This window comes from Thauera aminoaromatica, assembly GCF_000021765.1.
Classification (GTDB): Bacteria; Pseudomonadota; Gammaproteobacteria; order Burkholderiales; family Rhodocyclaceae; genus Thauera; species Thauera aminoaromatica.
Genome location: NC_011662.2, coordinates 889,044 through 913,473, shown reverse-complemented (window position 1 = coordinate 913,473; position 24,430 = coordinate 889,044). Strand labels below are relative to the sequence as shown.

The 24,430-nt window shown below is 68.7% G+C and carries 20 protein-coding genes; 1 reads left to right on the top strand and 19 read right to left on the bottom strand.

Annotated elements, in window-relative coordinates:
• Positions 1-17: 17 nt before the first annotated feature.
• The 7 genes from ubiA to TMZ1T_RS03990 all read right to left on the bottom strand — a co-directional run bounded on the left by ubiA (position 18) and on the right by TMZ1T_RS03990 (position 6,214).
• Complete coding sequence (gene ubiA / locus TMZ1T_RS04020) at positions 18-896, bottom strand: 4-hydroxybenzoate octaprenyltransferase (RefSeq protein WP_012584657.1); 879 nt, start codon at positions 894-896, stop codon at positions 18-20.
• Positions 893-1,486: a chorismate--pyruvate lyase family protein gene (locus TMZ1T_RS04015; protein ID WP_012584656.1), complete on the bottom strand. Its 594-nt coding sequence runs from the start codon at positions 1,484-1,486 to the stop codon at positions 893-895. The genes ubiA and TMZ1T_RS04015 overlap by 4 nt, the downstream gene beginning before the upstream one ends.
• 277 nt (positions 1,487-1,763) lie before the next feature.
• On the bottom strand, positions 1,764-3,887 hold the full coding sequence (recG, locus tag TMZ1T_RS04010; RefSeq protein WP_261789170.1) for an ATP-dependent DNA helicase RecG: 2,124 nt from the start codon (positions 3,885-3,887) through the stop codon (positions 1,764-1,766).
• Positions 3,888-3,981: 94 nt separating this feature from the next.
• Positions 3,982-4,362, bottom strand: a complete 381-nt coding sequence (locus tag TMZ1T_RS04005) for a RidA family protein (protein WP_004326450.1) — start codon at positions 4,360-4,362, stop codon at positions 3,982-3,984.
• Between the two features lie 81 nt (positions 4,363-4,443).
• Complete coding sequence (fliW, locus tag TMZ1T_RS04000) at positions 4,444-4,881, bottom strand: flagellar assembly protein FliW (RefSeq protein ID WP_004326451.1); 438 nt, start codon at positions 4,879-4,881, stop codon at positions 4,444-4,446.
• A gap of 74 nt (positions 4,882-4,955) precedes the next feature.
• Entirely contained in the window at positions 4,956-5,615 is a 660-nt protein-coding gene (locus TMZ1T_RS20215; RefSeq protein WP_012584654.1) for an SPOR domain-containing protein, read from the bottom strand.
• Complete coding sequence (locus tag TMZ1T_RS03990; RefSeq protein WP_012584653.1) at positions 5,612-6,214, bottom strand: DUF2802 domain-containing protein; 603 nt, start codon at positions 6,212-6,214, stop codon at positions 5,612-5,614. The genes TMZ1T_RS20215 and TMZ1T_RS03990 overlap by 4 nt, the downstream gene beginning before the upstream one ends.
• A gap of 164 nt (positions 6,215-6,378) precedes the next feature.
• Here TMZ1T_RS03990 and TMZ1T_RS03985 point away from each other — a divergent pair, with 164 nt between their 5' ends.
• On the top strand, positions 6,379-7,158 hold the full coding sequence (locus TMZ1T_RS03985; RefSeq protein WP_012584652.1) for a YdcF family protein: 780 nt from the start codon (positions 6,379-6,381) through the stop codon (positions 7,156-7,158).
• Positions 7,159-7,299: 141 nt separating this feature from the next.
• Here TMZ1T_RS03985 and nqrF read toward each other — a convergent pair whose 3' ends face one another.
• From nqrF to TMZ1T_RS03925, 12 genes are all read right to left on the bottom strand, one after another.
• A complete protein-coding gene (gene nqrF, locus TMZ1T_RS03980; protein ID WP_004300944.1) occupies positions 7,300-8,523 on the bottom strand; it encodes an NADH:ubiquinone reductase (Na(+)-transporting) subunit F in 1,224 nt (407 codons plus the stop codon).
• A 15-nt stretch (positions 8,524-8,538) separates the two neighbouring features.
• Positions 8,539-9,147: an NADH:ubiquinone reductase (Na(+)-transporting) subunit E gene (nqrE, locus tag TMZ1T_RS03975; RefSeq protein ID WP_004300942.1), complete on the bottom strand. Its 609-nt coding sequence runs from the start codon at positions 9,145-9,147 to the stop codon at positions 8,539-8,541.
• A 1-nt stretch (position 9,148) separates the two neighbouring features.
• Entirely contained in the window at positions 9,149-9,817 is a 669-nt protein-coding gene (locus TMZ1T_RS03970; RefSeq protein WP_004300940.1) for an NADH:ubiquinone reductase (Na(+)-transporting) subunit D, read from the bottom strand.
• Between the two features lie 2 nt (positions 9,818-9,819).
• Positions 9,820-10,605 carry a Na(+)-translocating NADH-quinone reductase subunit C gene (locus TMZ1T_RS03965; protein ID WP_012584651.1) on the bottom strand — a complete coding sequence of 262 codons (786 nt, stop codon included), beginning with the start codon at positions 10,603-10,605 and terminating at the stop codon, positions 9,820-9,822.
• Entirely contained in the window at positions 10,595-11,809 is a 1,215-nt protein-coding gene (locus tag TMZ1T_RS03960; protein ID WP_004300936.1) for an NADH:ubiquinone reductase (Na(+)-transporting) subunit B, read from the bottom strand. Before TMZ1T_RS03960 ends, TMZ1T_RS03965 begins: the two co-directional genes overlap by 11 nt.
• A 2-nt stretch (positions 11,810-11,811) precedes the next feature.
• Positions 11,812-13,152, bottom strand: a complete 1,341-nt coding sequence (locus TMZ1T_RS03955) for a Na(+)-translocating NADH-quinone reductase subunit A (protein WP_004300934.1) — start codon at positions 13,150-13,152, stop codon at positions 11,812-11,814.
• A 351-nt stretch (positions 13,153-13,503) separates the two neighbouring features.
• Entirely contained in the window at positions 13,504-14,703 is a 1,200-nt protein-coding gene (locus TMZ1T_RS03950) for an acetyl-CoA C-acyltransferase (protein ID WP_012584650.1), read from the bottom strand.
• Positions 14,704-14,717: 14 nt separating this feature from the next.
• Entirely contained in the window at positions 14,718-17,099 is a 2,382-nt protein-coding gene (locus tag TMZ1T_RS03945) for a 3-hydroxyacyl-CoA dehydrogenase/enoyl-CoA hydratase family protein (protein ID WP_012584649.1), read from the bottom strand.
• A gap of 60 nt (positions 17,100-17,159) precedes the next feature.
• Positions 17,160-18,407, bottom strand: a complete 1,248-nt coding sequence (locus tag TMZ1T_RS03940) for an OmpP1/FadL family transporter (protein ID WP_012584648.1) — start codon at positions 18,405-18,407, stop codon at positions 17,160-17,162.
• Positions 18,408-18,579: 172 nt separating this feature from the next.
• Positions 18,580-20,595 (bottom strand): 3-hydroxyacyl-CoA dehydrogenase NAD-binding domain-containing protein, encoded by a 2,016-nt coding sequence (locus TMZ1T_RS03935; protein WP_012584647.1) that lies wholly within the window; start codon positions 20,593-20,595, stop codon positions 18,580-18,582.
• Positions 20,592-21,875, bottom strand: coding sequence for an acetyl-CoA C-acetyltransferase (locus TMZ1T_RS03930; RefSeq protein ID WP_041589612.1), 1,284 nt, complete (start codon positions 21,873-21,875; stop codon positions 20,592-20,594). Before TMZ1T_RS03930 ends, TMZ1T_RS03935 begins: the two co-directional genes overlap by 4 nt.
• Before the next feature lie 65 nt (positions 21,876-21,940).
• Positions 21,941-24,427, bottom strand: coding sequence for an acyl-CoA dehydrogenase (locus TMZ1T_RS03925; protein ID WP_041589779.1), 2,487 nt, complete (start codon positions 24,425-24,427; stop codon positions 21,941-21,943).
• Positions 24,428-24,430: the final 3 nt, after the last annotated feature.

The following is a 24,430-nucleotide window of genomic DNA, read 5'->3' as shown; positions in this document are numbered from 1 at the left end:
CCGCGCGCCGACAGGGCTCAAGCGCGCAGCAGGAGGTCGATGAAGAGGCCGGCGAAGATCGCGCCGCCGACCCAGTTGTTGTGGCGGAAGGCCTTGAAGCAGTCGGCGCGGTCGCGCGCGCGGATCAGGGTGTAGTGGTAGCCCGCGATGGCGCAGGCGACGACCAGGCCTGCGTACCAGGCGAAGCCCAGCCCGGCGAGCGCGCCGACGACGGTGAGCAGCACGAAGGTGGCGGCGTAGCACAGCATGACCGCCAGCACGTCGTGGCGGCCGAAGGTGATCGCCGAAGTCTTGATGCCGATCTTGAGGTCGTCCGGGCGATCGACCATCGCGTATTCGGTGTCGTAGGCGACAGCCCAGAAGATGTTGGCCAGCAGCATCAGCCAGCCGGTCGCCGGCACCGTGCCGGTGACGGCGGCGAAGGCCATCGGGATGCCGAAGCCGAAGGCGATGCCGAGGTAGGCCTGCGGGATCGCGAAGAAGCGCTTGGTGAAGGGATAGCTGCCGGCGAGCAGCAGCGCGGGCACCGAGAGCAGGATGGTGAGGGTGTTGAGCGGCAGCACGAGGACGAAGGCGGCCGCCGACAGCGCGGCGGCGAGCGCGAGCGCCTCGCCGGGGCTGACCACGCCGGTGGCGAGCGGGCGAGTGCGGGTGCGCTCGACGTGGCCGTCGAAGTCGCGGTCGGCGTAGTCGTTGATGACGCAGCCGGCGGAGCGCATCAGGAAGGTGCCGACGATGAAGATCACCAGGATGTGCAGCGGCGGCCAGCCTGCCGCGGCAATCCACAGCGCCCACAGCGTGGGCCACAGCAGCAGCAGGGTGCCGATCGGCTTGTCGATCCGCATCAGGCGGGCATAGTGGGGAAGCTTGTCGCTCAGGCTCATGGCGGGGGTCATTTGCGCAGTTCCAGGATTGCGGGGAGGAAGGCCTCGCTCACCATCAGCGCGCGGCCCCGCAGCAGGAAGACCGAGCGCCGCGCCCACAGCGCGCGCGGCAGTGCCGGCGCGCGGGACTGGCGGGCGAGCGCCGCGGCCGCGCGATGATACCGCGCATCGCGCCCGTCCAGACGCCTGCAGGCGAGCGGCAGGCGCGCGATCGCCGGGTCGGAGAACAGCGCCGCGCCGAGCGGGCGGGCGCCGATGCCGTGGAAGAGGTTCCACGCCCCGCGCAGGTTGCGGCGGGGCAGCAGCGAGCGCGCGAACACCACCGGACGGCCGTCTGCCACCAGCAGCACCTCGCGCAGCCAGGCCAGCTCGCCGACGCGCAGGCCGAGCAGCCACGCCTCGTCGCGCCGCACACGGGCGAGGCGCTGGCACAGCACGCGCACCTCGAAGCGGGTGCAGCGCGCGCGGATGCGCGCGGTGAGCGAGCCGGCATCCTTCAGCCAGGGCAGCAGCGCGGGCGGGAGCAAGACGCGCGGCGGATGGGCGAGCCAGGTCTCGTAGCGCGGGCCGGTGTGCAGGGGGAAGGCGGTCAGGGGGCGCATCGGGTCAGGAGCGGGTTTCGGTTTCTTCGTGCAGGAGCAGGCCGCTTGCAACGCAAGGGCACGCGAGGGGCGTCCGGACGGCAGCAATCGCGACTTGCGTCGCTCCCACGGGAGATGCGGTGCGTCCGGGCGGCAGCAATCGCGACTTGCGGTGCTCCTGCGTCCCACACCGGGCGCTCCGGGTTTTCCGTGGGAGCGACGCAAGTCGCGATCTGCCGTTCTCCACCCGATGCGCGGCGAAAAGTGCCACAGGGCACCGACAGCACTCGCCAGCCCATCATGCGCGCAGCAAGGCTTCGCGCCCGCCCAGCCAGCGCCGCATCAGCGCGTTGGCGGCGGCGGGGTCGTGGGCGAGCAGGTGCTCGGCGAGCTCGCGCGCGGGCTCGGCCAGCCCGGCGTCGAGTTCGAGATCGGCGTAGCGCAGCAGGGGCACGCCGCTCTGGCGCGCGCCGACGAATTCGCCCGGACCGCGGATGCGCAGGTCCTCGCGCGCGATCGCGAAGCCGTCGATGTTCTCGTAGATCACCTTGAGGCGCTCGCGGCCGGTCTGCGACAACGGCTGGGCATAGATCAGGATGCATACCGACTCCGCCGTGCCGCGCCCCACCCGGCCGCGCAGCTGGTGCAGCTGGGCGAGCCCGAAGCGCTCGGCGTGCTCGATCACCATCAGGCTGGCGTTGGGCACATCCACCCCGACCTCGATCACCGTGGTGGCCACCAGCAGATCGAGCGCGCCGGCGGAGAAGGCGGCCATGGTGGCGGATTTCTCCTCGTTCCTGAGGCGGCCGTGCACCAGGCCCACGCGCAGCTCGGGGAGCGCCTCGACCAGCGTCGCGAAGGTGTCCTGCGCGGTCTGCAGTTGCAGCGCCTCGGACTCCTCGATCAGCGGGCACACCCAGTAGGCCTGGCGGCCCTCCAGACAGGCCGCGCGCACGCGCGCGACGACCTCGTCACGACGCACGTCGGAGACCAGGCGGGTGCGGATCGGCGTGCGCCCGGGCGGCAGCTCGTCGAGCACCGACACGTCGAGATCGGCGTAGTGGGTCATCGCCAGCGTGCGCGGGATCGGCGTCGCCGACATCATCAGCATGTGCGGCCGCCGCCCGCCCTCGCCCTTCTCGCGCAGCGCCAGGCGCTGGCGCACGCCGAAGCGGTGCTGCTCGTCGACCACCACGAGCGCCAGCCGCGGCAGCGTCACCGGGTCCTCGATGAGCGCATGGGTGCCGACCGCGAGCAGCACCTCGCCGCTCGCCAGGCGGGCGAGCTCGGCCTCGCGCGCGCGCTTCCTGCGGCTGCCCGACAGCCAGGCGACGCCGATGCCCAGGGGCTCCAGCCAGGCCGAGAGCTTCTTCCAGTGCTGCTCTGCGAGGATCTCGGTGGGCGCCATCATCGCCGCCTGCCACCCGTTCTCGGCCGCCTGCAGCATCGCCAGCGCGGCGACCAGGGTCTTGCCCGAGCCGACATCGCCCTGCAGCAGGCGCTGCATCGGATGCGGCGCCGCGAGGTCGGCGGCGATCTCCGCGCCCACCCGCGCCTGCGCCCCCGTGGGACGGAAAGGCAGCGATTCGAGCAAAGCCGCGGTCAGCAGGGCGCGCGCCGGCAGCGCCACCGCCGCCTGGGCACGGCGCGCGAGCCAGGCGCGGCGCAGCGAGAGCTGCTGCACCAGCAGCTCCTCGAACTTCATGCGCTGCCAGGCGGGATGCTCGCGCTGCTCGAGCGCGAAGGGGTCGGCGTCGGGCGCGGGATGGTGCAGCGCATGCAAGGCCTCGGCGAAGCCGGGCAGCCCCAGGCGGTGCAGCCAGGCAGCCGGCAGCAGCTCGTCGAGCGGCTCGCTCTGCAGCGCCTGTGCGACCAGCTTGCGCAGGGTGATCTGGCCGACGCCGGCGGTGGTGGGATAGACCGGGGTGAGCGCATCGGGCAGCGCCTCGCCGGGCGCCACGGCGCGCAGGCGCGGATGCACCATCTCGAGCCCGAAGAAGCCGCCGCGCGCCTCGCCGAACAGGCGCACGCGCCCGCCCGGCGCGAGCAGTTTCTGCTGCGAGGGGTAGAAGTTGAGCCAGCGCGCCACCAGGGTGCCGCTGTCGTCGGCGATCCGCGCCACCAGCTGGCGGCGCGGACGCAGCACCACCTCGCTACCGAGCACCTCGCCCTCGACCTGGGCGGGAAAGCCGGGGCGCAACCGGGCAATCGGCGTCAGCCGGGTCTCGTCCTCGTAGCGCAGCGGCAGGTGGAGCAGGACATCGCGTGGCCCGCGCAGGTCGAGCCTGGCCAGCCGCCCCGCCAGCTGCGCCCCGACCCCCGGCCAGCCGCGCGGCGGCTGCGTCGCGTTCAATCGTCGATCCTTCTCGGAAGGAGGAAAGGGGCAACAGGTCTCGCGCGCCCGCCGTTCATCGGCCGGCACGCGACCGGGACACCGAAGCGGTAGGCCAAGGAGGCAGCGCTCCGAGCGCCCCGCCCCTTACGTTTCACACCTCGTGCCTTGCCCCTTGCAGGCCTCAGCCGAGCACGAGCACCAGATCCGCCTCGACCAGCGCGCCGCGCGGCAGCTCGCGCACGCCGACGGTGGCACGTGCCGGATAGGGCTCGGCGAAGCAGGACTTCATGATCTCGTTGACCACGCCGAAGTTGGCCAGGTCGGTGAGATAGATGGTGATCTTGACCACGTCGGCGAAGGAGCCGCCGGCCGCCTCGGCCACCGCGGCGAGGTTGTCGAACACGCGACGCGCCTGCGCCTCGACGCCCTCGACCATTTCCATGGTGACGGGGTCGAGACCGATCTGGCCGGAGAGGAAGACCTGGTTGCCGACCTTTACCGCCTGCGAATAGGGGCCGATGGCGGCGGGTGCCTTGGGGGTGGAGATGATCTGACGGGCCATGGTTTTGCCTCTGCTTGGGGAAAGCCGGCATTGTACCCGCGGGCGCGGGCGGACATGCCGCCCGCAGGGCACCCGGGCGGCTCAGCCGCCGGCGCGCAGGGTGATCTCGCAGCCGAGGCGATCGATCAGTTTCTGCAGGCCGACACGCTCGCCGGTGTTGATGACCAGCGGCGCCATGAAATTGGCGCGCAGGCCGGTGCCGGCCGGGCTTTCGCCTTCGTCCTTGCGCACGATCACCGCGACCGCGGCATCCTCGGGCGTGCGCAGGCGCAGCATCGCGACTTCCTCGTCGCTCAGCGGGAATTCCAGGTGAACGCCGAGGCGCTCGGGCGCGGTCACCGAGAAGGCGACATCGGGCTCGTCCACGCTCTGCAGCAGGAACACATGCGCCTCGCGTCCTTCCTCGTGCAGCAGGGTGAAGCGGCGGCACTCCTCGAAGCCGGGCAGGCCCTTGGGAAACTCGATGATCTTGTCTTCGGCAATCTCGGCGCTGCCGAACAGCGGACTCTTGATCTGCATGACTGGAACCTCGCTTCAAAAAAACATCATCATCCGAGGCACGGCGGACCCGCCGTGACACGCTTCACGTCCGCTCAACGCGGGCGTTCTGGGGGGATCAACACGCCAGGCCCGGCACCCGCCGCCTGCAGCCGCTTGCGCGCACGCTCGGCGGCCTCGCGGTCGACGAAAGGACCGAGCACCACCCGGCTCTGGATGTGCGCCGGCTGCCCCGCGGCTGCGGCCTGCTGGTAGATGCGCAGCGCGTTGTCGGGGGCGGCGAAGACGCCGAGCTGGACGAGATAGCCGGAGCCGGCGGGCGCCACGGCGGCACGGGGAAGCAGGACACCATCGAGCTTTGCGGTGGGAACCGGAAGCGGAGTGCATGCCGGCGCAGGTGGCGGAGTCGGGCAGGAGGGTGGGGGCGCGGATGGGGGCGCGCATGCAGCCCCCTGCCCGGCCCCGAGCGGCACGGCGGCCTCGTACGCTGGCGCACCGGGGCCGGGCTTTCCGGCCGCCGACAGCGGGTTCGCGGGCATGGCAGGAGGAGTCGAGGCCGCAGCGCCGGGCGCCGCCCCACCAACCGCCGCGCCAGCGCCCGCGCGCGACGGCACCGGACGGTCGCGGTCGAGCAGCCCGAGCACCAACAGCACGAGAGCGGCGGCCAGCGCCGCGGCTGCGCGGAGCAGCGCTGCGCGCCGCGGCGAGCCGCGCGGCAGCGCGGAGCGGGTGGCCGGAAAGCGCGGCAGCTTCATCCGTGCCCTTCCGCACCGCGCCCGAGTGCGAGGACCAGCTCGGCCTCGGCGAGGGTGATGCCGCAGCGCACGGCGATCATCTCGGCGTTAAGCCCCTGCCTGGCGAGCACCATGGCTTCGGAGTATTCGGGCGAGCTGGCGACGGACGACGCCTGGGCGTCCAGTTCGTCGCGCAACGCGGCGATGTCCTCCACCAGACGATCGATCTCGGTCTGCTGCAGCGCCACCAGGTCCCGCTGCGCCTGCAGTGCCTGGCGCAGCCGGGAGTTCTCGAGCTCGAAGCGCGCTGCGGCGGCCGCCTCGGCCTCGGCGGCGCCGGAAGAGGCGGCAGGAGCGGAGGTGGGGGCGGAAGGCGCAGCGCCGGCAGGCGCCGCGGAGGAAACGGAGGAAGGCAAGGGTGCATAGGCGAGGAAGTCGTCATCCTCGTCATCTCTCGCGTCGTGGGCTGCCGCGGCCGCCGCCGTCCGCGTCCCCGTGACGGGCTGCGGCCCGACGGCAAGCCCGGACGCCCCTTCGCGCGGCAGGCGCAGCGCGCGCAGGAACTCGAACGCGGCATAGGCCGCCAGCAACAGGGCCAGCGACCACAAGGCCTCACGCATGAGCGGCGACCCTCCACGAGGCACGATCGCCCAGACGGAATCGGCAGCGATCTCGCAGCAGGCGACGGCGGGAGTTCAGGAGAGGGCGCATGAGGGCAACAGAGGCTCGATGCACCGATAATACTTGGCCGCGGCAGCCGCCGCCAAACCCGCCCCGACCGACCATGGAACTCGACCCCGACACCCTGCTCTTCTGGCTCAAGAAGCTGGTCGCAGTGCTCGCGCTGCCACCGGTGCTGCCGCTGCTGCCGATCGTGATCGGCCTGATCACCCTGCGCCGGCGGCCTCGGCTCGGCCTGGCGTTCGCGTGGGCGGGCGTGGCGCTGAACCTGCTGCTGATCTTCCCGCCGAGCGTGGGGTGGCTGGTGGCGCGCGTCGAATATCCGCAGATGCTCGATCGCGCGCGGGCGCGCGAGGCGCAGGCGATCGTGGTGCTCGGCGCCGGCAAGCGCACGCACGCGCCCGAGTTCGGCGGCGAGACGGTCAACCGGCTCGCGCTCGAGCGCCTGCGCTACGCTGCCGCGCTCGCACGCGAGACCCGGCTGCCGGTGCTGGTGAGCGGCGGCGCACCGGCCGGCGACACCCCCGAGGCCTACCTGATGGAGGCCTTGCTGCGCGACGAATACGGCGTGCCGCCGCGCTGGGTGGAATCGGCCTCGCGCGACACGCGCGAGAACGCACGTTTCTCGGCGGTTCATCTGCAGGCTGCGGGGGTGAAGCGGATCCTGCTGGTGACCCACGCGATGCACATGGAGCGCGCGCGCCCCGAGTTCGAGGCCGCCGGACTCGACGTGATCCCGGCTCCGACGGCCTGGCTGGGCGGCGGCGACAGCCCCGGCGACGCCCAGCCCCTGCCTTTCGCGCCAAGCCAGAACACCGCCTACGCGGCCTGGTTCGCGCTGCACGAGCTGCTGGGCCGGCTCGCCTACCGCTGGTCGCGCTGAGACCTGCGGGGAGGTCAGAACACGACGACCGCCCCGTCGTACCGCAGGGCGCCGGCAGACCGTCTCGCCGTTCATGAAAAAACCCGCGCCCGTCTCTGAAGGCGGATGCGCGGGCGGGTGCGGTCGCGGATGCGGCAGCCTTCAGCCGCCGAAGTCGTCGAGCATGATGTTCTCGCGCTCGACACCGAGGTCGAGCAGCAGCTTGATCACCGCGGCGTTCATCATCGGGGGACCGCACATGTAGAACTCGCAGTCTTCGGGGGCCGGGTGGTCCTTGAGGTAGTTCTCGTACAGCACGTTGTGGATGAAGCCGGTGTAGCCGGTCCAGTTATCCTCGGGCAGCGGGTCGGAGAGCGCGAGGTGCCACTTGAAGTTGGGGTTCTCGGCAGCGAGCTTGTCAAACTCCTCGACGTAGAAGGCCTCGCGCATCGAGCGCGCGCCGTACCAGAAGCTGATCTTGCGCTTGCTGTGCAGACGCTTGAGCTGGTCAAAGATGTGCGAGCGCATCGGCGCCATGCCCGCGCCGCCGCCGACGAAGACCATCTCGTGGTCGGTGTCGCGCGCGAAAAACTCGCCGAAGGGACCGTACACCGTGACCTTGTCGCCCTTCTTGAGGTTGAACACCCAGGACGACATCTTGCCGGGCGGGACATCGTCGCGCCCCGGCGGGGGCGAAGCCACGCGGATGTTGAACTTCACCACACCCTTTTCGTCGGGGTAGTTCGCCATCGAGTAGGCGCGGATCGTGGTCTCGTCGACCTTGGAGACGAAGCGCCACAGGTTGAACTTGTCCCAGTCGCCGCGGTACTCGTCCTGGATGTCGAAGTCCTTGTAATTGACCACGTGGGGCGGGCACTCGAGCTGCACGTAGCCGCCGGCGCGGAAGTGCACGTCCTCCCCTTCGGGCAGGCGCAGGGTGAGCTCCTTGATGAAGGTGGCGACGTTGGGGTTGGACTCGACGGTGCACTCCCACTTCTTGACGCCGAAGACCTCTTCCGGGACCTCGATCTTCATGTCCTGCTTGACCGGGGTCTGGCAGGACAGACGCCAGCCTTCCTTGGCGTCGCGCTTGGTGAAGTGGGACTCCTCCGTGGGCAGCATCGAGCCGCCGCCTTCCATGACCACGCACTTGCACTGCGCGCAGGTGCCGCCGCCGCCGCAGGCCGAGGGCAGGAAGAGACCGTTGCCGGCGAGCGTCTGCAGCAGCTTGCCGCCGGCGGGGACGACGATCTTCTTCTCGCCGTTGATGTCGATGGTGACGTCGCCCGACGAAACCAGCTTGGAGCGGGCAGCGATGATGAACACGGCCAGTGCGAGCACGATGGCGGTGAACATCCCGATGCCGAGGATGATTTCGGTATTCATCGTTGCACGGTCTCCTTAGAGCTGCACGCCCGAGAACGACATGAAGCCGAGCGACATCAGGCCGATGGTGATGAAGGTGATGCCCAGGCCCTGCAGGCCCTCGGGCACGTCGCTGTACTTGAGCTTCTCGCGGATGCCGGCGAGCAGCGCGATCGCCAGCGCCCAGGATGCGCCCGAGCCCACGCCATACACCGCGCTTTCAGCAAGCGTGTAGTCGCGTTCGACCATGAACAGCGAGCCGGCCATGATCACGCAGTTGACCGTGATCAGCGGCAGGAAGATGCCGAGCGCGTTGTAGAGGCTGGGCATGTACTTGTCGAGCAGCATCTCGAGGATCTGCACGATCGCCGCGATCACGCCGATGTAGGACAGCAGGCCGAGGAAGGACAGGTCGACCTCCGGCAGCCCCGCCCACGCCAGCGCGCCTTCGCGCAGCAGCAGGTTGTACATCAGGTTGTTGGCCGGCACGGTGATCGCCTGCACGACGACGACCGCCACGCCCAGGCCGATCGCGGTCTCGACCTTCTTGGAGATCGCGATGAACGAGCACATGCCGAGGAAGAAGGACAGCGCCATGTTCTCGATGAACACGGAGCGCACGAACAGGCTGATGAGGTGTTCCATTTCAGTAGGCCTCCTTTTCCACGACCTGCGGCGCCATCCGGAAGGCAGGCTTCTCGACCTGCTCCTTCTTCCAGGTGCGCAGGCCCCAGATGATCAGGCCGATCAGGAAGAAGGCCGAGGGCGGCAGCAGCAGCAGCCCGTTGGGCACGTACCAGCCGCCGTCCTTGGCGAGCGCGATGATCTCGATGCCGAACAGCTTGCCGGCACCGAAGAGCTCGCGGATCACGCCGAGCGTGATCAGCATCGCGCTGTAGCCGAGACCGTTGCCGATGCCGTCCATGAAGGACAGCAGCGGCGGGTTCTGCATCGCGAAGGCTTCCGCACGGCCCATCACGATGCAGTTGGTGATGATCAGGCCGACGAACACCGAAAGCTGCTTGGACAGGCTGAAGGCGTAGGCGCGCAGGAGCTGGTCCACCACGATGACCAGCGAGGCGATGATCACCATCTGCACGATCATGCGGATCGAGCTCGGGATCTGGCTGCGGATCATCGAGATGAACATGCTCGAGCACGCCGTCACCAGGGTCAGTGCGATCGACATCACGACCGCGGTCTTGAGGTTGGAGGTGACCGCGAGCGCCGAGCAGATGCCGAGGATCTGCAGCGCGATCGGGTTGTTGTTGAGGATGGGGTTGAGGAGGACTTCCTTGACGGTGGGCTTGGACATGATCAGACCCCCTGGGTGCGGAGTTTGGCGAGATAGGGGCCAAAGCCCTGTTCGCCGAGCCAGAACTGGAGCAGCCGGTCGACGCCGTTGCTGGTCAGCGTGGCACCGGCGAGGCCGTCGACCTGGTGCTTCGCGTCGGGGCTGGCCGGATCGACCCCGCCCTTGACGATGTGGATCGCGGGCTTGCCTTGCGCGTCGAACAGCACCTTGCCGGGCCACAGCGCCTTCCACTTCGGGTTGTCGACCTCGCCGCCGAGGCCCGGTGTCTCGGCGTGCTGGTAGAAGCCGAGGCCGACCACGGTGTTGAGGTCGCCCTTCAAGGCGACGAAGCCATGCAGCGTGGACCACAGGCCGTAGCCGCGCACCGGCAGGATCAGCGATTCGAGCTTGCCGTCCTTCTCCACCATGTAGACCGTGGTGAAGCGCTCGCGGCGCTTGATCAGCGCGATGTCTTCCTCGCCGTCGAGGGCGTCGGAGAGCTTGGGATCGCGCGCAGCCTTGAGCGGGTCGAAAAGCTGGGCATCGTGGGCGTCGGTGTATTCGCCGGTCTGCAGATCGACCACGCGCGCCTTGATGCGCCCGGCGAAGAGATCCTTGACCTCGCGCGAAGACATCTCGGCATCGCCCAGGCCGGCAATCGAAAGGATGCTGCGCTGCTTGTCGAGCAGGCGGTTTTCCACCTGCACCGGCTTCAGCGACACCGCCGCGCCGGCGACGAAGACCGAGCTCACCAGACTGACCGCGAGCGCCACCATCAGCGTTCGGCTTGTGGATTCTCTATTGGACATTGCGCGCAAGCCTCCGCTTGATGTTGGCCGTGACCACGAAGTGGTCGATCAGCGGCGCACAAAGGTTGCCGAACAGGATGGCGAGCATGATGCCTTCGGGGAAGGCGGGGTTCACCACGCGCACCAGCACGGTCATGATCCCCACCACCGCACCGAAGATCCATTTGCCGGTGTTGGTCATCGAGGCCGACACCGGATCGGTGGCCATGAACATCATGCCGAAGGCGAAGCCGCCCATCACCAGGTGCCAGTGCCAGGGCACGGCGAACATCGGGTTGGTGTCGGAGCCGATCGCGTTGAACATCAGGCTGGTGGCGACCATGCCCAGCATGACGCCGGAGACGATGCGCCACGAGGCGATCTTCATCACCAGCAGCACCGCACCGCCGATCAGGATGGCGAGCGTGCTGGTCTCGCCGATCGAGCCGTGCACCGTACCGAGGAAGGCGCGCATCCAGTCGATGCCCGCGCCGGTCACCGCCTCGATGCCGCCGGCGGCGCCGAGCGACAACATGGTGGCGCCGGTGAAGCCGTCGACCGCGGTCCACACCGCGTCGCCCGACATCTGCGCCGGGTAGGCGAAATACAGGAAGGCGCGGCCGGCGAGCGCCGGGTTGAGGAAGTTCTTGCCGGTGCCGCCAAAGACTTCCTTCGCGATCACCACACCGAAGCTGATGCCCAGCGCCACCTGCCAGAGCGGGGTGTCGGGCGGCAGGGTGAGCGCGAACAGCACCGAGGTGACGAAGAAGCCCTCGTTGACCTCATGCTTGCGGATCGAGGCGAACAGCACCTCCCAGAAGCCGCCGACGATGAAGGTCGTCAGGTAGATCGGCAGGAAGTAGGTCGCCCCGTGCAGGAAGTTGGCCCACAGGCTCGCGGGATCGAGCCCGGCCAGCGCGCTGGTGAGCGCGATGCGCCAGCCTTCCTGCGCGGCCATCAGCTCGGGGCTGCCGGCGAGGATGGTGTTGGCCTGGTAGCCGACGTTCCACATGCCGAAGAACATCGCCGGGAAGGTGCACAGCCACACCGTGATCATCATGCGCTTGAGGTCGAGACCATCGCGCACATGGGCGGTGTTGCGGGTGACCAGGGGCGGCTTGTAGAGCGCGGTGTCCACGGCCTCGTACAAGGCGTAGTACTTCTCGTACTTGCCGCCCTTCTCGAAATGATGCTCGATGCTGTCGAGCCAGGAGCGCAGACTCATGCTCAACCCTCCTTCTCGATGCGGGTCAGGTTGTCCCGCAGGATGGGACCGTATTCGTACTTGCCCGCGCACACGTAGGAACACAGCGCGAGGTCTTCCTCGTCCAGCTCGAGACAGCCGAGCTTCTGCGCCATGTCGGTGTCGCCCACGATGAGCGCGCGCAGCAATTGCGTGGGCAGGATGTCGAGCGGCATCACCTCTTCGTAGTTCCCGATCGGCACCATCGCGCGCGGCGAGCCGTTGGTCGAGGTGGTGAAGTCGAACAGCCTGCCCGGCGAGAGCTTGGAGATGTAGAGGTTCATCACCGAGTGCTTGTTCGCCCCGGCGCGCAGGTAGTGCAGCATCTCGCGCTCGGAGCCTTCTTCCAGGCAGGACACCTGCAGGTGGTAGCGCCCGAGGAAGGCGCAGGCTCCGCGCGAGGTCCGCCCGCCGAACACCGAGCCGGAGATCACGCGCACCTTCTTGCCGGTCTTCAGTTCGCCGGCGACGAGCTCGTCGAGGTTGGCGCCGAGGCGGGTGCGCACGAGGCGCGGCTTCGCGGCCATGGGGCCGGCGATCGACACCACGCGCTCGGTCCACAGGCGGCCGGTGGAGAAGAGCTTGCCGATCGCGATCGCGTCCTGGTAGTTGAGCGACCACACCGACTTCTCGGCATGCACCGGATCGAGGAAATGGATGTGCGTGCCGGCGAGGCCGGCCGGATGCGGGCCGGCGAAGGTCTCGGTGCGCACGTCGGCCAGCCCGGAACAGGGCATCCGGGTCCCATCGGCGTGGCACACGACGACCGGCGCGATGCGCGCGAGCACACGCACGCCGCGAGCGAAGTCGTCCGTGTGCTCGGCGATCACTACGGTCGGGTCGGCGGCGAGCGGATGGGTGTCGATCGCGGTGACGAAGATCGAGTGCGGATTCGCGTCGATCGCCGGCACCTTGCTGAAGGGCCGCGCGCGTAGTGCGGTCCACAGTCCGGAGTCGATCAGCTTGCTGCGCACCGTCGCGTCGTCGAGCCTGTCGAGTTCGGCGTCCGTGTAGCGCGTGAATTCGACCGCATCATCGCCGTCGAGGTCGATCACCACCGACTGCAGCACGCGCTGCTCGCCGCGATGGATGGCGCTGACGGTGCCGGCACCCGGCGCGGTGAAGACCACACCGGGCGTTTTCTTGTCGGAGAACAGGACCTGGCCGAGCTTCACCCGGTCACCGACCTGCACCGCCATGGTCGGTTTCATGCCGTGATAGTCGAAGCCGACGACGGCCACGCTGCGCACCGGCCTGCCGGCCTCGATGCGCTGCTCGGGCGCGCCGGCGATGGGCAGGTCCAGACCGCGTTTGATTCTGATCATGCGCTTCTCGCCCGTTGATTCCACTGGAGGCACGGGCGCCGTCAACGCATCCGGGAGCGCCAGGCGTCCGGACGCCGGAGGCGGTCCCGCGTCGATAAACGCGCGGATTATAAAAGATTGTTACCAGACGATCACGCCGGGGAATACCCGAAGGCAGCGAACTAGGTGAAATCCACAATACGCCGAGCGCGCCATCAACCGGCCAAGAAATTCCGTTCGCATGAGAATGCTGCAAATGGGATGCGCTCCCGAAGCACGCGAGGCGCCCTCCAAAACGACAGCTCACGCTCAGCATGGTAGAAGCTCGGCGCAAGGGAAGTCGGGGATGGACTTCCCGTGCGCCGGTCACGCTCACACGCGCTCGAACACCCCCGCCGCACCCATGCCGGTGCCGATGCACATGCTGATCATGCCGTAGCGCAGGCCGGGGTCGCGCTGCATCGCCGCCATCAGGGTGGCGGTGCGGATCGCGCCGGTGGCACCGAGCGGGTGGCCGAGGGCGATCGCCCCACCGAGCGGGTTGACCTTCGCCGGATCCATCCCGAGCTGGCGCATCACCGCCAGCGCCTGCGCGGCGAAGGCCTCGTTGAGCTCGGTCCAGCCGATGTCGGCCAGCGCCACGCCGGCACGCGCAAGCGCACGCGGGATGGCCTCGACGGGGCCGATCCCCATGACCTCGGGCGGCACGCCGGCGACCGCGAAGCTGGAAAAGCGCGCGATCGGGGTCACGTCGTAGCGCTTTAACGCGGTCTCGCTCATCAGCAGCACCGCCGCGGCGCCGTCGGACATCTGCGAGCTGTTGCCCGCGGTCACCGAGCCGCGTGCGGCGAACACCGGCTTGAGCTTGCCGAGCCTGTCGGCAGCGGCGTCCGGACGCGGGCCCTCGTCGTGCTCGACCAGGCGCTCGGTGATGCGCACCGTGCCGTCGACACCCGGGGCATAGGACTTCACCGCATAGGGCAGGATCTCGTCCGCGAACTGGCCGGCAGCGATGGCGGCGCAGGCGCGCCGGTGCGACTCGACGGCGAACGCATCCTGGTCCTCGCGGCTCACCTTCCACTGCTGCGCGACCTTCTCGGCGGTGAGGCCCATGCCGTAGGCGATGGAGAGGTTCTCGGCACGCGCGAAGATCTCGGGGTTGAGGCTGACCTTGTTGCCCATGATCTGCGGCATCGCGCTCATGCTCTCGGTGCCGGCGGCGATCATCACGTCCGCCTCGCCGAGGCGGATGCGGCTGGCGGCATCGGCCACGGCCTGCAGGCCGGAGGCGCAGAAGCGGTTGATGGTGATGCCCGGCACGCTGTCGGGCAGCCCGGCCAGCAGCAGGCCGATGCGTGCCACGTTCATGCCCTGCTCGGCCTCGGGCATCGCGCAGCCGGTGACGACGTCGCCGATCTCGGTCCTGTCTAGACTGGGCACCTTGGCGACCACCTCGCGCAGCACCCTGGCCAGCAAGTCGTCGGGGCGCACGGCGCGGAAGGCACCGTTGCGCTTGGCGACGGGGGTGCGCACCGCGGCGACGATGTAGGCGTCCTGGATCTGTTTGCTCATTGTCTGTTTCTCCCTCAGTTGCGCAGGGGCTTGCCGGTTTCCAGCATGTGCGCGATGCGCTGCTGGGTCTTCTCGGTCTTGAGCAGTTCGACGAACTGCGCGCGTTCGACCTCGAGGATCCACTGCTCGCTCACGCGGCGGTTGGTGTCGACCTCGCCACCGCACAGCGCGGTGGCTGCGGCCTTGGCGACGCGGTAATCGTGCGCCGAGATGAAACCGCCCTCGGCCATGTTCACCAGCATCATTTCGCAGGTCGCGATGCCGTTGCGTCCGGCCACGGTGACCGCCGGATTGACCAGCGCCGGCCGCCAGGCCGACTCGGCCAGCGCGCGCGCGCGGCGGATCGCGGCGTAGAGGATCTCGTTGGCGTTGAAGAGGATGTCGTCGCCGGTGCGGCCGAAGCCGAGCTGCACCGCCTCCTGCGCGCTCTTCGCCACGGTGGCCATGGCGATGGTCTGGAAGGCGTTCTGGATGTAAGGGAAGACGTCGCCCCCGGCCGCGCGCTGCGCCAGCGTATGCGCCTGCAGGGCGAACTCCTTGCTGCCGCCGCCCGCCGGGATCAGGCCCACGCCCGCCTCGACCAGGCCGACGTAGCTCTCGAGCGCGAACACCCGATGCGCCGCGTGCATCACGAACTCGCAGCCGCCGCCCAGCGCCATGCCCTGCACCGCGGCCACGACGGGAACCTGCGCGTGCTTGATCGTCATCGAGGTGCGCTGGAACTTGGCCACCATCCTTTCCAGCAGCTCGAACTGCCCGGCACGGCAGGCCTCGCCCACCTGCTGCAGGTTGGCGCCGACCGCGAAGGGCGCCGGCTGCCAGATCACCAGGCCGTCGAGATCCGTCTCGGCGCGCGCGATGGCCTCGAGGAGGCCATCCATGACCTCCTCGCCCACCGCGTGCATCTTCGAGGTGATCGACACGATGCCGATGCGCGCGTCCTGGTCGGCGCGCCGCCACAGGCGTACGCCGGCGTTCTCCCACAGTGTCTCGCCGCGATCGTCCGGCGCCTCGCCGAGCACGCGGTCGGGGTAGAGCTGGCGCTGGTACACCGGCAGCGCGGAGCGCGGCTTGAGCGAGTCCTCGGCCGCGCTGTAGGAGCCGGCCGGCGCATGCACGCCGTCGCGCTCGAACACCCAGGCCGGCAGCGGCACCGCGGACATGGCGCGGCCATGCGCGATGTCGTCGCGGATCATTTCGGCGACTGCCCTCCAGCCCGCAGCCTGCCAGGTCTCGAACGGCCCCTGCGCCCAGCCGAAGCCCCAGCGCATCGCGAGGTCGATGTCGCGCGCGCTGTCTGCGATGTCGCCCAGATGCACCGCGCAGTAGTGGAACACGTCGCGAAAGATCGACCACAGGAACTGCGCCTGCGGATGAGGGTGCGCGGCGAGCTGGGCGAACTTCTCCGCCGGGTTCTTGAGCTTGAGGATCTCGGCCACCTCGGGGAGCACCTCGCCGCCGCTCTCGCGGTAGTCCTGCAGATGCAGGTCCAGCACCTGGATCTGCCTGCCCTGCTTGCGGTAGATGCCGCATTTGGTCTTCTGGCCGAGCGCGCCCTTGGCGATCAGCGCCTGCAGCCACTCGGGCGTCCTGAAGTGCGCGCACCAGGGGTCGTCGGGCAGCGTCGCCTGCATGGTGCCGAGCACATGCACCAGGGTGTCGAGGCCAACCACGTCGGCGGTGCGGAAGGTGGCGCTCTTCGGACGGCCGATGCGCGGGCCGGTGAGCAGGTCCACCTCGTCGAAGGCCAGCCCGAGGCGGGCGGTGTGGTGCAGCACGGCGAGGATGGAGAACACGCCGACGCGGTTGGCGACGAAGTTGGGCGTGTCCTTGGCACGCACGATGCTCTTGCCCAGGTGCGTGGTCAGCCAGGCCTCGAGGCCGTCAAGCAGCGCCGCGTCGGTGGCGGCAATGGGGATCAGCTCCACCAGCGGCATGTAGCGCGGCGGGTTGAAGAAGTGGATGCCGCAGAACTGGCTGCGGCGATCGGCCGGCATGCCCGTGGCGAGCGCCTCGATCGACAGTCCGGAGGTGTTGGAGGCGAAGATCGCCCCCGCCTTCAGGTGCGGCGCGACCTTGGCGTAGAGGTCGAGCTTCCACTCCATCTTCTCGGCGATCGCCTCGATCACGAGGTCGCACTCGCCCAGGCGGGCGAGGTCGCTGCCGTAGTTGGCGGCCTCGACGTACTGCGCGCGGTCCTTGGCGGCGAAGGGCGCGGGGTCGAGCTTCTTCATGCCGGCGAGCGCCTTGTCGACGACGCCGTTGGCCGGGCCTTCTTTGGCCGGCAGATCGAACAGGATCACCGGCACGTCGGCGTTGGCGCAATGGGCGGCAATCTGCGCCCCCATGACACCGGCGCCCAGGACGGCGACTTTACGGATGATGAGACGGCTCATGCGGTTCTCCTGACAGGACACGGCCGGACCACCCGGCCCGGCCGCGCCCTACTCGGCGAGTCAGAAATTGTGGTTGTACTGAACAGAAAGGAGATCGGCGCTCACGTCGAACTTGCCTTTGATCTGCTGGATGGGCGTACTGCCGTTGTAGACGATGCGCTCGGTCGGCCCTTCCTTGAAGAAGATGTGTGCATAACCGACGTCGATCGATGCGTTCTTGTTCAGCGTGTAACGCGCACCCAGCGCCAGCCAGGTGCGATCCGTATCGGGCAGGGTCATCGTGCGATCAGCCGCCGAACGAACAGGCGCCTCGTCGAATGCGACGCCAGCCCTGAGCTTCCACTGGTTGTTCATCTGGTAGCCGACACCCAGACCGACACGCCAGGTGTCCTTAAAGTGATAGGGCAACTCGGGGTTCGTACCACCACGGACCTTGATGGATTCGATGGAGCTCCAGCCAGTCCACGTCAGGTCGGCGAGCAACTCGAGTTTCGAATCGACGGCATGGTGCATGCCAAACGAGAACTGATCGGGAGTCTTCAGCTTGGCTTTCACGTCGAAGGTGCGAACGCCGGAAATCTCCTGAGTCCCTTTCAGATCGAAACTGAGTTCCGAGCGATAAGTGACGCCGACGCGAGTCGCAGGTGTCGCTTGAATCATCAGGCCAGCATTCCAGCCGAACGCGGTGTCGTCTCCCTTGATGGTGACCGGGACGCCAATCGGAATGCCTGCGGCAAGGGGCGCCATTTGCTTGAATTCGGTTTCGTTCTTGGCGAAATTGAGACCGAACCCCAAGGCGACCATGTCATTCACGCGGTAGGCGATCGACGGATTGATGTTGATCTGTTTGATCTCGGCAAAATACCCGGAGAAGCGCCCGATGAAATCCCGGTCGAACTCGGTCTTGTTGCCGAAGGTCGGCCCAACGCCCAGACCAACGGCCAGATCGGGACTGACTGCATACGACCAGTAAGCAGCCGGCACGATCGCGAGACTGCCGCCATCGCCACCGTCGCTACCCAGAGCGAAGGGCACCAAGCGAGCCGTTCCACGATCGGAAAACTCCACGCTTCGGTCGAGGAAAGTGACGGCACCGGTAATGTTGTGCCCCTTGGGCAACAGCAGCATCCCTGCCGGATTGAAATAGACGGTCGAAGCATCTTCGGCCGCAGCGGCCGCGCCAGCAAAGGCGTTCCCCGTGCCCGCACCGTTCTGGTTCTGCAGTGCGAAACCCGCAGCCATGGCGTTGCCGCCCGCGAGTGCGAGCGTTGCGCCAAGGATGTTGATCGCAAGTTTGTTCATCTGCATGAGTCGTCTCCTCGCCTTGTCGTCGATTACGGGGTAGCCCCGCGTTGGTCAAAAACTGAGTCCCGAACCGGACCGCTCCAGTTCGGATACCGAATGTCATCGGCGGGGAATCCGGTCCGCGTCGCGGACACTGCCTGCCACGACGACACTTGCTCTTCCCCGAAGCCTCGGCCTATTCGGGCCGCCCTTTTGCCTTGCAGCAGTGCAGCGGCCCGCCGGTATGCGGTGCGAACCCGGTGCCGAAGATCACGCCGGCATCGGCGAGATCCGCATCGTCCACCACGCCGAGCTCCACGCAGCGCCGCGTGGCCGCCAGCAGCGGCGCGAGCACGCGCTCGGCGAGCCCGGCGGGGATGGGCGGTGGCGGCGCGGGCCTGCGCTTGCGCAATAGCCCACCCTTGCGTTCGTCCTCGTCGCCGGCCTTGACCGCCTTGCCATCCACCCAGCGGTAATAGCCTTCGCCGCTCTTGCGTCCGAGCTTGCCTTCACCGACCAGCTTCAGCAGCCGCGCCGGCGGCTCGGCGCCTTCGCCCGCCAGGGCCTTGCCCGCGGCCACGGCGATGTCCAGGCCCACGGTGTCGACCAGCTCGACCGGCCCCATCGGCATGCCGAAGGCAACCAGCGCGGCGTCCACGGTTTCGGGCGCGACGCCTTCCTCAACGCAGCGCAGGGCTTCGAGCATGTAGGGACCGAGCACGGCGTTGACCAGGAAGCCGGGCGCGCTCTTCACCGGCAGCGCCAGCTTGTCGATGCGGCGCACGAAGCCGGTGGCGCGGCGCAGCACCTCGGCGTCGGTGGCCTCGCCCTGCACCACCTCGACCAGCGGCAGCATCGGCACCGGGTTGAAGAAGTGGATGCCGACCAGGCGCGACGGGTCCTTCAAGGCCGTGGCGACGTCTTCCAGGCGCAGGCTGGAGGTGTTGGTGGCGAGCACCGCGTCGGGCTTCGCACGCGCCTCGAGTTCGGCAAAGAGGCCGCGCTTGACCTCGAGGTTCTCGAAGATCGCCTCGATGATCACGTCGGCGCGCGCCGCACCCTCGCCCCTGGGGTCGGGGATCAGGCGGTCGAGGGTGAAGCGGACCTGCTTCGCATCGCCCTTGTGGCGGCGCTCGAACAATTTGGCGGCGCGGGCGATGGCGGGCGCGATGCGCTCGACCGACTGGTCCTGCAGCGTCACCGTCATGCCGCGCAGCGCGCACACCGCGGCGATGTCGCCGCCCATCACGCCGGCGCCGACCACATGCACATGGCGCGGCGTGAAGTCGCTGTCCTTGCCGAAGGCCTTCAGGCGCTCCTGCAGGTGGAAGACGCGCACCAGGTTGCGCGCGGTGGGCGAGGTGAAGATGGCGTCGAGCGCGGACGGGTCGCTGGCCGGCACGTCGAGCGCGTTGCCACCGTATTTCTCCCAGATGTCGACGATCGCGAAGGGGGCCGGGTAGTTGGCGCGGCTGACCTTGCGCGCAGCCTGGGCGCGCGCCTTGTCGGCGACCATCTTGCGCAGCGGGCCGTTCATCGCCCAGCGCGTGGCACGCTCCTTCGCCGGCAGTTGTCGGAAGGGCTTGGCGCCGAGCGCCACGATGCGCGCCGCCGACTCCATGACCCGCGCGGGAACGCAGTCATCGGCGAGACCGATGCGCTTGGCCTTCTTCGAGTCGACGCTCTTGCCGGTCAGCATCAGGTCGAGGGCCGCCGCAGGGCCGATCAGCGCGGGCAGGCGCAGCATGCCGCCCCAGCCGGGGACGATGCCGAGCATGACCTCGGGCAGCGCAAGCTTGGTGCCGGGTTCGTCGACGACGATGCGATGGCGGCAGGCGAGCGCGAGCTCCAGACCGCCACCCATGCAATGGCCGCGGATCAGTGCCAGCGTCGGGTAGGACACCGCGGCGAGGCGGTTGAACAGCAGCCAGCCGCGCTCGACCAGCATGCGCGCGGCGAGCACCGAATCCAGCCGCGAGAACTCCTCGATGTCGGCGCCGGCGATGAACCCGGCCGGCTTGGCGGAAGCGATCACCAGCGCCTTGGGCGGCGCGGCATCGAGCGCGTCGAGCACGCGGGCGAATTCTCTCATTACCTCGGACGACAGCACATTGGTGCTCGCATCCGCCTTATCCAGATCCAGCCAGGCCAGCCCGGTGTCCTCACGGCGCAGGCGCCAGTGCTTCCAGTCGTGTCGCATGTTCGCGCTCATCGCACCGTCTCCACCAGCATCGCCCCGCCCTGCCCGCCGCCGATGCAGATCGACGCCAGGCCGCGCCCGCCGCCCTTGCGGCGCAATACTTCGAGCAGATGAAGCACGATGCGCGCACCGCTCGCCCCGACCGGGTGGCCGAGCGCGACCGCGCCGCCATCCACGTTCAGCCGCGCGGCATCGGGCGCACCCGGCGCATCGACGCCGAAGTGCGTGCGGCAGTAGCCGTCGTCCGCGAAGGCGCGCAGGCAGGCGATGACCTGCGCTGCGAAGGCCTCGTTGAGCTCCCAGGCGTCGAGGTCGTCGGGCGCCAGATCATGGCGCTGCAGGATGGGCATTGTGGCGTGCACCGGACCGAGCCCCATCTGGTCGGGCGCGAGACCCGCCCATTGGCTGTCGACGATGCGCCCGAGCGGCTGCAGCCCGTGGCGCTCGACCGCCTCCTGCGAGGCCAGCACCAGCCAGGCGGCGCCGTCGGTGATCTGCGAGCTGTTGCCCGGGGTGACACGGCCGTATTTCCTGTCGAAAAAGGGCTTCAGCCTGGCGAGGTTGGCCATCGAGGAGTCGCGCCGCACGCCGTCGTCGGCCGCGTACACCTGGCCGTCGCGGTCGATCAGCGGGACGATCTCGTCGGCGTAGTGCCCGGCGTCCTGCCCGGCGCACACGCGGCGGTGGCTCTCGACCGCGAAGGCGTCCATGTCTTCGCGCGTGATGCCGAACTTCCATGCCAGGTTCTCGGCGGTCTGGCCCATCAGCTGGCCGACGATCGGGTCGGTGAGGCCCTTCATGATGCCGATCACCGGGGCGAGATGGCCGAGGCGGAAGGTCTTCAGCATCGCCAGCCTGTCGCCGGTGCTGCGCGCCGCGTACCAGCCGGCGAGCCAGCGCACCATCTTCTCGGAGAACAGCAGCGGCGCGTGCGAGAGTGCATCGACGCCGCCGGCGAGCACGAGCTGGCTGCGGCCGCACTGGAGGTTGGCGATCGCGGAGTCGATCGCCTGCATGCCCGAGGCGCAGTTGCGCATCACCGTCCACCCCGGCACCTTGTTGCCGCACCCCAGGCGCAGCGCGACCACGCGGCCGATGTTGACCTCGTCCGCGGAGGGGCTGGCGCAGCCGAGGATGACCTCGTCGAGCTGGTCGGGCGCGAAGGGCTGGCGCATCAGCAGCGCGCTACCCGCCGCGGTGGCGAGATCGGACGCGGTAAAGGGGCCGGGCGCGTTCTTCGCCTTCAGGAAGGGCGTACGTGCGTAATCGACGATGTAGATCGGCTTTGGCACCGCGCTACCTTCCTTTTTCCCTGCGGGACGCGAGCGCTTCCCGTCGGAATGCCGTGCGGTCGCGTTCATGCGCTCACCTGTTGCGCCGGCGAGCGCTCGGGCATGGCCCGGACGGCAGCACCGAGGTCGAGGTCGTAGGGGAAGTCGTCTACGCGGATCACCTTGTTGCGGAGTTGATTGCGGCGCTCGACCAGCGCGAACTCGCGCTCGTCGATCACGCCCGCGTGCAGGGCCACGCGCCAGATCTCGTCCACATCGCCGGAAGCGAGGTTCCTCGGATCGAAACGCCCTTGGCGACGCGCGTCCTTGAGCTTGGCCTCCACCGGCTCGGCGGCGATGGTGGCGGCGAGCGCGGCTTCGAGCGCGCCGACCGGCTCCTCGATGTCGGTGGGCAGATGCACGTCGGAGGTCAGGCGGTCGCGCGTCGGGGAGGGCTCGAGCAGCAGCGCGGCGACCTTGTGGCCGAGCCTGTCCGAGGGCACGACGTAGGGGCGCCCGAGCGGGAACACCACGACGCGGCGCAGCACGAAGGCGAAGAGTTTGTTGGGGAAGTTCGCGATCACCCCCTCGAAGGCCTGCTGGATGCGGAACATGCAGTCCCAGATCGCCCAGTGCATCAGCGGCGCGTCGGCGCCATGGCGGCCTTCGGACTCGAAGCGCTTGAGCGTGGCGCTGGCAAGGTACATCAGCGACAGGATGTCGCCGAGGCGGGCGGAGAGCTTCTCCTTGCGCTTGAGCGCGCCGCCCATGGTGCCCATCGAGAGGTCGGCGATGAAGGCGAAGGCGGCCGAGAAGCGGGTGAGCTGCTGGTAATAGCGCCGCGTCTCGGGCGCCACGTCACCGGGCACCTTGACGAAGTGCGATCCGGTCAGGCCCATGATCAGCGCGCGCGCGGCGTTCGACACGGTAAAGCCGACGTGGCCCCACAGCGCCTTGTCGAAGGCCTTCAGGTCGCCCTTCTGCGCCGAGTGCATCTCGGCGAGCACGTAGGGATGGCAGCGGATCGCCCCCTGGCCGAACAGGATCAGGCTGCGGGTGAGGATGTTGGCGCCTTCCACGGTGATGCCGACCGGGATCTGCTGGTAGGCGCGACCGAGGAAATTCTGCGGGCCGAGGCAGATGCCCTTGCCGCCGATCACGTCCATGCCGTCGTTGACCGTCTGGCGGGCGCGCTCGGTGACGTGGTACTTGACGATCGCAGACACCACCGAGGGCTTCTCGCCGAGGTCGATCGCGCCGGCGGTCATCACGCGCGCCGCGTCGCTCAGGTAGGTGTTGGCGCCGATGCGGGTGAGCGCCTCTTCCACGCCCTCGAAGCGGCCGATCGCGGTCTTGAACTGATAGCGCACGCGGGCATAAGCGCCGACGGCGCGCGCCACCATCTTCTGCATGCCGGTGTTGGAGCCGGGCAACGAGATGCTGCGCCCGGCCGCCAGGCACTCCATCAGCATGCGCCAGCCCTGGCCCGCCATCTTCGGCCCGCCGATGATGAAATCGAGCGGCACGAACACGTCCTTGCCCCGCACCGGGCCGTTCATCCACACCGCGTTGAGGGGGAAGTGGCGACGGCCGATGTCGACGCCGGGATGGTCGTGCGGGATGAGCGCGCAGGTGATGCCGAGCACTTCGTCACCACCGAGCAGGCGCTCGGGGTCGTGAAGATGGAAGGCCAGCCCGAACACGGTGCACACCGGGGCGAGCGTGATGTAGCGCTTGTCGAAATTGACCCGCATGCCGAGCACTTCCTCGCCGTTCCACATGCCCTTGCACACCACGCCGGCGTCGGGGATGGAGGCGGCGTCCGAGCCCGCCCATGGACTGGTGAGCGCGAAGGCCGGAATCTCCTGGCCGGTAGCCAGGCGCGGAAGGTAGTGCTGCTTCTGCTCGGGCGTGCCGTAGTGCAGCAGCAACTCGGCCGGGCCGAGCGAGTTCGGCACCATGACGGTGACCGCCGGCGCCGACGAGCGCGTAGACAGCTTGGTCACCACCTGGGAGTGCGCATAGGCCGAGAAGCCCTTTCCGCCATATTCCTTGGGAATGATCATGCCGAGGAAGCCCTTGGCCTTGATGTACCGCCAGACTTCGGCGGGCATGTCGCCGTGCCGGGTGCATTCCCAGTCATGGGTCAGGCGGCAGAGCTCGTCGGTCTCGTTGTCGAGGAAGGCTTGCTCCTCGGCGCTCAGCGTCGGCCAGGGATAGGCCTGCAGCTTCTTCCAGTCCGGCTTGCCGGCGAAGAGCTCGCCTTCCCACCACACCGTACCGGCTTCCAGCGCGTCCTTCTCGGTCTGCGACATGGTGGGCAGGGTGGCGCGGAAGGCGCCGAGGATGCGCGAAGTCAGCCACTTCATACGCAGCGAATCGACCAGGAAGACGCTCAGCACGCCGGCGAAAACTGCCATCGCGAACAGCGTCAGCCAGAAACCCCAGCCGGCGGCGCCCCCCATCGCCAGCAGCCAGGCCAACCCCGCCCCGAGCCAGGCAAAAAGTGGCGCTCGCCCGTAGGCGAGCGCACCTGCCAAGGGAGGGAGGGAAAACAGCAGAATCCAGGTCATCAT

Excerpts from the sequence above, each read along its gene's own strand:
- ubiA (WP_012584657.1), bottom strand. The coding sequence starts at position 896 with ATGACCCCCGCCATGAGCCTGAGCGACAAGCTTCCCCACTATGCCCGC.
- TMZ1T_RS04015 (WP_012584656.1), bottom strand. The coding sequence starts at position 1,486 with ATGCGCCCCCTGACCGCCTTCCCCCTGCACACCGGCCCGCGCTACGAG.
- TMZ1T_RS04005 (WP_004326450.1), bottom strand. The coding sequence starts at position 4,362 with ATGGCCCGTCAGATCATCTCCACCCCCAAGGCACCCGCCGCCATCGGC.
- fliW (WP_004326451.1), bottom strand. The coding sequence starts at position 4,881 with ATGCAGATCAAGAGTCCGCTGTTCGGCAGCGCCGAGATTGCCGAAGAC.
- TMZ1T_RS20215 (WP_012584654.1), bottom strand. The coding sequence starts at position 5,615 with ATGAAGCTGCCGCGCTTTCCGGCCACCCGCTCCGCGCTGCCGCGCGGC.
- TMZ1T_RS03990 (WP_012584653.1), bottom strand. The coding sequence starts at position 6,214 with ATGCGTGAGGCCTTGTGGTCGCTGGCCCTGTTGCTGGCGGCCTATGCC.
- TMZ1T_RS03985 (WP_012584652.1), top strand. The coding sequence starts at position 6,379 with ATGGAACTCGACCCCGACACCCTGCTCTTCTGGCTCAAGAAGCTGGTC.
- nqrF (WP_004300944.1), bottom strand. The coding sequence starts at position 8,523 with ATGAATACCGAAATCATCCTCGGCATCGGGATGTTCACCGCCATCGTG.
- nqrE (WP_004300942.1), bottom strand. The coding sequence starts at position 9,147 with ATGGAACACCTCATCAGCCTGTTCGTGCGCTCCGTGTTCATCGAGAAC.
- TMZ1T_RS03970 (WP_004300940.1), bottom strand. The coding sequence starts at position 9,817 with ATGTCCAAGCCCACCGTCAAGGAAGTCCTCCTCAACCCCATCCTCAAC.
- TMZ1T_RS03965 (WP_012584651.1), bottom strand. The coding sequence starts at position 10,605 with ATGTCCAATAGAGAATCCACAAGCCGAACGCTGATGGTGGCGCTCGCG.
- TMZ1T_RS03960 (WP_004300936.1), bottom strand. The coding sequence starts at position 11,809 with ATGAGTCTGCGCTCCTGGCTCGACAGCATCGAGCATCATTTCGAGAAG.
- TMZ1T_RS03955 (WP_004300934.1), bottom strand. The coding sequence starts at position 13,152 with ATGATCAGAATCAAACGCGGTCTGGACCTGCCCATCGCCGGCGCGCCC.
- TMZ1T_RS03950 (WP_012584650.1), bottom strand. The coding sequence starts at position 14,703 with ATGAGCAAACAGATCCAGGACGCCTACATCGTCGCCGCGGTGCGCACC.
- TMZ1T_RS03945 (WP_012584649.1), bottom strand. The coding sequence starts at position 17,099 with ATGAGCCGTCTCATCATCCGTAAAGTCGCCGTCCTGGGCGCCGGTGTC.
- TMZ1T_RS03940 (WP_012584648.1), bottom strand. The coding sequence starts at position 18,407 with ATGCAGATGAACAAACTTGCGATCAACATCCTTGGCGCAACGCTCGCA.
- TMZ1T_RS03935 (WP_012584647.1), bottom strand. The coding sequence starts at position 20,595 with ATGAGCGCGAACATGCGACACGACTGGAAGCACTGGCGCCTGCGCCGT.
- TMZ1T_RS03925 (WP_041589779.1), bottom strand. The coding sequence starts at position 24,427 with ATGACCTGGATTCTGCTGTTTTCCCTCCCTCCCTTGGCAGGTGCGCTC.